The sequence below is a fragment of the Lentzea sp. NPDC006480 genome (genome assembly GCF_040611995.1).
Lineage (GTDB): Bacteria > Actinomycetota > Actinomycetes > Mycobacteriales > Pseudonocardiaceae > Lentzea.
In genome coordinates this window covers 1-9,098 of sequence record NZ_JBEXPJ010000256.1, presented here as the reverse complement: position 1 = coordinate 9,098, position 9,098 = coordinate 1, and the positions used below count along the sequence as shown (strand labels likewise).

Sequence of the window (9,098 nt, the reverse complement as noted above, 5' to 3'; positions counted from 1 at the left end):
GACTGACGCTCCAACACGAGCAGACCAACACCCTCAGACCAACCAACACCATCAGCCGAATCCGAGAACGCCTTGCAACGCCCGTCCTCCGACAAGCCCCTCTGCCGCGAGAACCCGACGAACGAGCCCGGCGTGGACATCACCGTCACACCACCGGCCAACGCCAGCGAGCACTCACCGGCCCGAAGAGCCTGCATGGCCCAGTGCAGCGCCACCAACGACGACGAGCACGCGGTGTCGATCGACACCGACGGCCCCTCAAGCCCGAGCGCATACGACACCCGGCCCGAGATCACCGAAGGCGACGCACCGGTCGACCCGAAGCCCTCGGTGTCCGCACCGCCGATGAGCTGCGTGTAGTCGTTGTACATGACACCGGCGAACACCCCGGTCGAGCTGCCCCGCAAGGAACCCGGCGCAATTCCGGCACGCTCCAGCGCCTCCCAGGCCGTTTCCAGCATGAGCCGCTGCTGCGAGTCCGTGGCCAGAGCCTCCCGCGGCGACATCCCGAAGAACTCCGGGTCGAACTGGTCCGCGTCGTGCAGGAACCCACCAGCCCGCACGTACGAGGTGCCGGGGTTGTCGGGGTCCGGGTGGAACAACGTGTCCAGATCCCAGCCGCGGTTCGTCGGGAACGGCGTGATCGCGTCCACCCCGGAGGCCACCAGCTCCCACAGGTCTTCAGGCGACGAGACACCACCGGGATAACGGCAGGCCATGCCCACGATGACGATCGGATCGTCCGAAGTGGACACGAAGGCGGGCAGATCCGGCACCTCGGAGACCGCCCCGAGCAACTCGTCCTTCAGATACCCGGCCAGCTGAGCGGTCGACGGGTAGTCGAACACCGCGGTCGCCGGCAGCTTCAGCCCGGTCACGGCCGTCAACCTGTTGCGCAACTCCACCGCGGTCAACGAGTCGAACCCGAGCTCCTGGAACGCCCGAGCAGGATCAACCGCGGCGATCGTGTCGTACCCGAGCACCGCCGCGACCTCACCGCGAACCAGATCCACCAACGCGTCCAGCCGCCCGGCATCGTCCAAAACGGACAGTCGCTGTACCAGCCCGGACGCCGTCTCCGACCCGGCGACCTTCCGCCGCGCCTTGACCCGGATGAGCCCGCGCAGCAACGGCTTCACGTCACCGTTCTGCTTCAACGCGCCGAGGTCGAGCCGCACCGGCAGCACCGCCGGTTCCACCCCGGCCACCGCCGCGTCGAACAACCGCAGCCCCAGCGCGGCGTCCAGAGCGGGCATGCCGGAACGCCGCATCCGTTCGGCGTCCTCGGCCGACAACATGCCGGTGTCCCAAGCACCCCACGCGAGCGACACGCCAGGCAGCCCGTTGAGCAGCCGATGCGAAGCCAGCGCGTCCAGGAAAGCGTTACCAGCGGCGTAGTTGCCCTGGCCGGCGTTACCGAACACACCGGCCGCCGAGGAGAACAGCACGAACTGCGTGGCCTCGGTGGCAAGATCATGCAGGTTCAGCGCCGCGTCGACCTTGGCCCGCAACACCGCGTCCACCCGCTCCGGCGTCAGCGACTCGATCACACCGTCATCGAGCACACCGGCCGCGTGCACCACGCCCCGGACCTTGTGCCGCTTCAACAACTCCCACAACGCCGCCCGGTCAGCGACATCGCAGGCGACCACGGAAACCCGAGCCCCCAACGCCTCCAGCTCACCAACGTCACCCTGGCCGCTGCGGCTGACCAGCACCAGCTCGGTGACCCCGTGGTTCTCCACCAGGTGCCGCGCCACGATCCGCCCGAGCCCACCGGTACCGCCGGTGATCAGAACCGGGCTCTCCCACACGACATCCTCAGAGCCGCCGGCAACTCGCCCGAGCCGAGCCGCCCGAGCCTCCCCGTCGCGAACCACCAGCTGCGGCTCGTCGAGGTCCAGCACCCCGAGCAACGTCGCCGGCGACGACTCCTCGGCGTCCAGGTCGATCAGCCCGAACCGTTCGGGGTGCTCGGTCTGCGCGGTCCGCACCAGCCCCCACACCGCCGCGCCGGCCAGGTCATCGCCCTCGACAGCCCCGCGCGTGACGAACACGAGCCGCCCGTCGCGGTCCTCCCGGATCCACTCCTGCACCAGCTCCAACGCCCGGTGCGTGGCCGCCCGGACCGCCGAGGCGTTCTGCTCTCCCGCGACGGGCACGAGCACAACATCCGTGTCAGTCAGCGAAAGCAGGCCCTCGACCCGCCCGACCGACAGCCCGAGCACGTCCGGCCCGAGCACGCTGACCGTCTTGCCCGCCTCGGCGGGCGGCACCGCGACCGGCGTCCACCGCACCGAGAACAACGAGTCCAGCTCGGCGGGCTGTTCGGCCGCGACCGCCCGCATCACCAGCGACTCGACCGACGCCACCGGGTTGCCGGCCGGGTCGGCCAGCGCGATCCGCAGCCCGTTGTCGTCGCGCGTCATCCTGACCCGCAACGCCGTCGCCCCGGTCGCGTGCAACGACACGTTCTCCCAAGCGAACGGCAACCCGGCCGCCCCGCTCTCGTCCAGCAACGACGCGTGCAGCGCGGCGTCCAGCAACGCCGGGTGCAGCCCGAACGGCTTCACGCTCACGTCGTCCGGCAGCGCGACCTCGGCATACGTCGTGTCACCGTCCCGCCAAGCCGCGCGCAACCCGCGGAACATGCCGTCATAAGCGAACCCGGCGTCAGCGAACTTCTCGTAGCAGCCCTCGACATCAACGGCCTCAGCCGCAGGCGGCCACACCGACGCATCGAACTCAACGCGCTGCTCGCCCTTCGCAAGCGCACCGCTCACGACCTGAGTCCACTGCGCGTCAACAACTTCATCCGGTCGCGCGTGAATCGTGAACGTCCGCCGCTCGTCGCCGCCCGACACCTTCATCTGCAACACCAGCCCACCGTGCTCCGGCAGCACCACCGGCGCCGACAACGTCAGCTCCTCCAGCCGGTCCAGCCCGACCTCGTCCCCGGCCCGCAGCGCGAGCTCGACGAGCGCCGCCCCAGGCACCATCACCCGCCCCATGATGGTGTGGTTGCGAATCCACGGATGCGTCCGCATCGACAACCGGCTGGTGAACAGGAACCCTTCCCCATCAGCGAGTTCAGCCGACGCGATGAGCAACGGGTGCCCGACCGGGACCATGCCGATCCCGGCGGCCCCGTCCCCGCCGATCTGCACCGACGGCCAGTACCGCTGGTGGTCGAACGCATATGTCGGCAGATCGATCTTCCTGCCACCGGCGCAGAACCCGCTCCAGTCCACCTTCACGCCATCGACGTGCAGCCGGGCCAGCGCGGTCAACGCCGCGACACGTTCGCCCTTGTCCTTGCGCAGCACCGGAATGGCGTCCTCGACGAGCGCGCTGAGCACTCCGTCCGGCCCGACCTCGAGGAACGTGGTGGCGCCACCGTCCCGCAGCCTCTGCACGTTGTCGCTGAACCGAACCGCGTCCCGAACGTGGTTCACCCAGTACTCGACGGTCGTGACATCCCCACCAGCGACCATCGGAATGCGCGGCTCGCTGAACACAACCTCCGCCAACGCCTCACGGAAGTCGTCCAGCATCGGCTCCATCAGCGGCGAGTGGAACGCGTGCGACACCTTCAACCGCTTGCTCTTCCACCGCTCCGCGATCCGGAGCACCTCGTCCTCGTCGCCGGCGATCACCACCGACCGAGGCCCGTTCACCGCGGCAACCGACACCCGTTCACTCAGATGCGGCAACACTTCGTCCTCAGAAGCGATGACCGAGACCATCGCCCCACCCTCGGGCAACGCCTGCATGAGCGCCGACCGAGCCGTGACCAGCAAGCACGCGTCCTCAAGGCTGAACACTCCGGCCACGTGAGCCGCCGCGATCTCACCGATCGAATGCCCGGCGACCTGCTCCGCCCGGACCCCCCACGACTCAACCAGCCGGTACAACGCCACCTCGACCGCGAACAACGCCGGCTGCGCGACCCCGGTCTGGTTCAGCGCCTCCTGGTCCTCGCCCCACATGACGTCCCGAACCGCGGGGTCCAGGTACATCAACACACCGTCAAGCGCCTCAGCGAACACGGGGAACGCCTCGTACAACTCACGCCCCATGCCAACCCGCTGCGCCCCTTGCCCGGAGAACAACACCGCCGGCGACCGCTGCGCCAACGCCGTCCCCCGCGCCAGCACCTCTCCCCCGAGCACCACAGCCCGATGCTCGAACTGTGCCCTGGTGGTCAACAGCGAGAACGCAACATCCTCCGCCGCCCCTTCAACACCCTTGACCCGCTCAACCTGCCCGTCCAACGCCTCCACGGTCCTGGCCGACACCACGAACGGAATCGATCCCGTCTGGGCCCCCCGGGGGGAGTCCGAGGTCCCCACTCCAATCGTCTCACCGGCCACCGACGATTCCGCGCCCGCAAGATCGACAACGGCCGACTTGTCCACAGCCGCCGAGTTGTCCACAGATTCCAAGGAGCCCGCTTGACCAGCGATTTCGTTCGGTACGCTGGAAAACGGGGGGATCCCCGTGCCCGGCGCTTCCAAGATCACGTGCGCGTTCGTGCCGGAGAAGCCGAACGACGAGACGCCCGCGCGTCGCGGCCGCGACACCTCAGGCCACGGCGTGGCCTCGGTGACCAGCGAGACCGCGCCCTCGCTCCAGTCGACGTGCGTGGACGGCTCGGTGATGTGCAGGGTCGGCGGCACCACGCCATGCCGCATCGCGTGCACCATCTTGATCACACCCGCGACACCGGCCGCCGCCTGCGTGTGCCCGATGTTCGACTTGATGCCACCCAACAGCAGTGGCACCGAGCGTTCCTGACCGTAGGTCGCCAGCAAAGCCTGAGCCTCGATCGGGTCACCCAAAGTCGTTCCGGTGCCATGCGCCTCGACCGCGTCAACGTCCGCAGTGGACAGACCAGCCGACGCAAGCGCTTGGCGGATCACCCTCTGCTGCGACGGCCCGTTAGGCGCCGTCAGCCCGTTGGACGCACCGTCCTGGTTGATCGCCGAACCCCGCACGACCGCCAACACCGTGTGCCCAAGACGCACCGCATCGGACTGACGCTCCAACACGAGCAGACCAACACCCTCAGACCAACCAACACCATCAGCCGAATCCGAGAACGCCTTGCAACGCCCGTCCTCCGACAACCCGCGCTGCCGCGAGAACCCGACGAACGCACCCGGCGTCGACATCACCGTCACACCACCGGCAAGAGCCAGTGAGCACTCCCCGGCCCGCAGCGACTGAGCCGCGAGGTGCATCGCCACCAGTGATGACGAGCAAGCGGTGTCGATCGACACCGACGGCCCCTCGAACCCGAAGGTGTAAGAAACGCGACCCGACACAACCGACGGTGACGTACCGGCGCCCTGGTGTCCCTCGGAGTCGGCCTCGACGATCTGTGCGTAGTCGTTGTACATGACACCCGCGAACACACCGGTCCGCGAACCCCGCAGCGACGTCGGGTCGATACCGGCCCGCTCCAGCGCCTCCCACGTGGTCTCCAGCAGGATGCGCTGCTGGCCGTCCGTGCCGAGCGCTTCCCGCGGCGACATCCCGAAGAACGCCGGGTCGAACAGGTCCGCGTCGTGCAGGAACCCACCGGCGCGAGCGTAGGACGTGCCGAGGTGGTCAGGATCCGGGTGGAACAACGTGTCGAGGTCCCAGCCGCGGTTCTCCGGGAACGGCGTGATCGCGTCCGTCCCCGAGATCACCAGATCCCACAACGACTCCGGCGACGTCACGCCACCGGGGAACCGGCACGCCATGCCGACGATCACGATCGGATCGTCCGAAGTGGACACCAGCGCGGGCAGGTCCGAGCTCTCCGCCACCGAGCCGAACAGCTCGGCGTGCAGGTGGTCGGCCAGCGCGAGCGCCGTCGGATAGTCGAACACCAGCGTCGCCGGCAGCCGCAACCCGGTCGCCTCGGTCAGCTGGTTGCGCAACTCGACCGCGGTCAGCGAGTCGAACCCGAGGTCCTGGAACGCCCGCGTCGCGTCCACCGCGTCGATCGACGAGTGCCCGAGCACCGAGGAAACCTGCGTGCGCACCAGATCCACGAGCGCCGCACGCCGGTCCGCGACGTCCATCGCGCCGAGCTTCTGCACGAGCCCGGACGCGGTCGCCGAACCCGCCGCCGCACGCCGTGCCCTGACCCGGATCAAGCCCTGCAGCAACGGCGCCACCGCACCACGCGCTCGCAGCGTCGCAAGATCAAGCCGCACCGGAACGGTCAGCGCCGCACCGCTCGCCACCGCCGTGTCGAACAGTTCCAAGCCCTGCCTCACCGTGATCGGCGGCATGCCGGCGGCGGTCATCCGCGCTGCCTCGGCCTCGGTCAGCGCGCCGGTCATGCCGCTGACCTCGGACCACACCCCCCACGCCATCGACGTGGCGGGCAGCCCAAGAGCCCTGCGGTGCGCGGCAAGTGCGTCGAGGAACGCGTTGCCCGCCGCGTAGCTCGCCTGTCCGGCGTTGCCGAAAACGCCGGCCGCCGACGAGAACACCACGAACGCCGTCAGCCCGTCAGTCAGCTCGTGCAGGTGCCAGGCTGCGTCAGCCTTGGGCCGCACCACGTTCGCGATGCGCTCCGGCGTCATCGACTCGATCACGCCGTCGTCCAGCACACCAGCCGCGTGCACGACACCCCGGATCTCGTGCTGCGCAAGGAGTTCCGCAACAGCATCCCGATCACTCACGTCACAAGCCGCGACGGTGACACGCGCTCCCAACGCCTCCAGCTCCGACGTGTCGGCCTCGCCACGACGGCTGACGAGCAGCAGCTCCCGAACACCGTGCGTCTCGACGAGGTGCTTCGCGATCACTGCACCCAGCCCGCCGGTACCGCCGGTGACGAGAACCTTGCCCTCCCAACGGACTTCGCCGGCACCCGTGACACGCGCCAGCCGCACGGCGAGCACCTGGCCGTCGCGAACCACCAGCTGCGGCTCGTCGACGCCGAACGCCACCGAGACCATCGCGGCGGAGAGGTTGTTGCCGCACAGGTCGATCAGCCCGAACCGCCCGGGGTGCTCCGACTGCGCCGACCGCACCAGACCCCACACCGCCGCGGCGCCCAGGTCCTCACCTGTGGTCGCACCGCGCGTGACGAACGTGAGCCGGTCGCCCCTTCCGCCGCGGATCCAGTCCTGCACCAGCGCCAGCACCCGCGCGGTGTTGGCGTGCGTGCCGCCGAGGACATCGTCACCGCCGACCACCGGCACCAGCACCAGCTCGGCGTCGGTGTCCGCGATCGCCTCCACCACGGGATAGCCGAGGTCGAGCACGTCCGGCCCGACAACCGCGACCGACTCGGGCGCCGCGACGTCCTCCTGCGTGACCGGCACCCACTCAAGCCCGAACAGCTCGCTCTGCCCGGCCTCACCGAGCTGCTCGACGTTGACCGCCCGCACGACCACGGCCTCGACCGTCGCGACCGGCGCACCCGTGACGTCGGCGAGCGCGATCGTCCTGCGCATGCCGCCCTCGTCGCGGGTCAGCTTGACGCGGAGCTCGCTCGCCCCGGTCGCGTGCAGCGACACGCCTTCCCACGAGAACGGCAGCCCCGCGTCGAGCGTCTCGTCCAGCAACGCCGCGTGCAGCGCCGAGTCGAGCAACGCCGGATGCAGCCCGTAAGCAGTGCCGTCAACGTCTTCCGGCAAAGCGAGCTCGGCGTAGATCTCGTCGCCGACCCGCCACGCGGCCTTCAGGTTCCGGAACGCGTGCCCGTAAGCGAAGCCCACGACCGCGAACCGCTCGTAGCACTCCTCGTAGTCCATCGCGACGGCCCCAGCGGGCGGCCACACCGAAGCCTCGAAAGTGCTACTGGTCGTGCCGCTCGCCAGGAACCCGGTCGCATGCTGAATCCACGGCGAGTCCGCCGCGTTCTCGGGCCGAGAGTGAATCGAGTACTGCCTCCTGCTGCCTTCCGGTCCCACTTTCAGCTGAATCTGCACAGCCCCGCGCTCCGGCAGCACGAGCGGCGCCGCCAGCGTCAGGTCGTCGACCCGGTCGAGCCCGACCTCGTCCGCGGCCCGCATCGCGAGCTCGATCAGCACCGCCGCCGGCACCAGCGTGCGCCCCATGATCACGTGGTCCGCGAGCCACGGGTGCGTGCTCAGCGACACCCGGCTGGTGAACACCACGCCTTCGCCCTCGGCCAGCTCCACCGCCGCCCCGAGCACCGGGTGCCCCACGCTGACCAGCCCCAGCCCGGACGCGTCCGACGCCCGCCCCGCACTCGCCGGCCAGTACCGCTGCCGGTTGAACGGGTAGGTGGGCAGCTCGACCTTCTTGCCGCCCTCGTAGAACCGCATCCAGTCAACGTTGATTCCGTCAACATGTACTTGACTGAGTGCAGTCAACATTGAATCAACATCAGACTTGACGCGCGTCAACGTCGGAATCAACCCGTCAACCATCGCCGTCAACTGCGCGTCAGGCCCCACCTCAAGCAACGTCACGTCACCCAGCCGAGTGACGTTGTCGTGGAACCGCACCACGCCACGCACGTGGTCGACCCAGTAGTCGGCGGTGGTGACATCGCCGGATGTCGACATTCCGACAACCGGCTCACGGAACTCGATGTCGGCGATCGCCGCGCGGAAGTCGTCCAGCATCGGCTCCATCAACGGCGAGTGGAACGCGTGGCTGACCTTGAGCCGCTTGTTCTTCCAGTTCTCCGCGATCGCGAGCACTTCGTCTTCGACGCCCGCGATCACCACGGACCGAGGCCCGTTGACGGCGGCAATGGACACGCCATCAGTCAGGTGCGCACGCACCTCTTCTTCGGACGCGATGACCGACACCATCGCGCCGCCGGGCGGCAGCGCCTGCATCAATGACGCACGGGCCTGCACCAGTCGGCAGGCGTCCGCCAGACTCAGCACTCCGGCAACATGCGCGGCCGCGATCTCGCCGATCGAGTGCCCGGCGACCTTCGCGGGCTTCACCCCGAACGACTCGAGCAACCGGTACAGCGCGACCTGAACAGCGAAGATCGCGGGTTGCGTGTTTCCGGTCTGGTTCAGCGCCTCGGCATCGTCGCCCCACATGACCTCGCGCACGCCTTGGAGGTGCTCCAACACCTCATCCAACGCCGACGCGAACACCGG

At 69.0% G+C, this 9,098-nt stretch carries 1 protein-coding gene; it reads right to left on the bottom strand.

Translation table 11 applies throughout. The features are described 5' to 3' along the window. The coding region (locus ABZX92_RS43875) for an SDR family NAD(P)-dependent oxidoreductase (protein WP_355571795.1) at window positions 1–9,098 on the bottom strand (9,098 nt) is incomplete at both ends.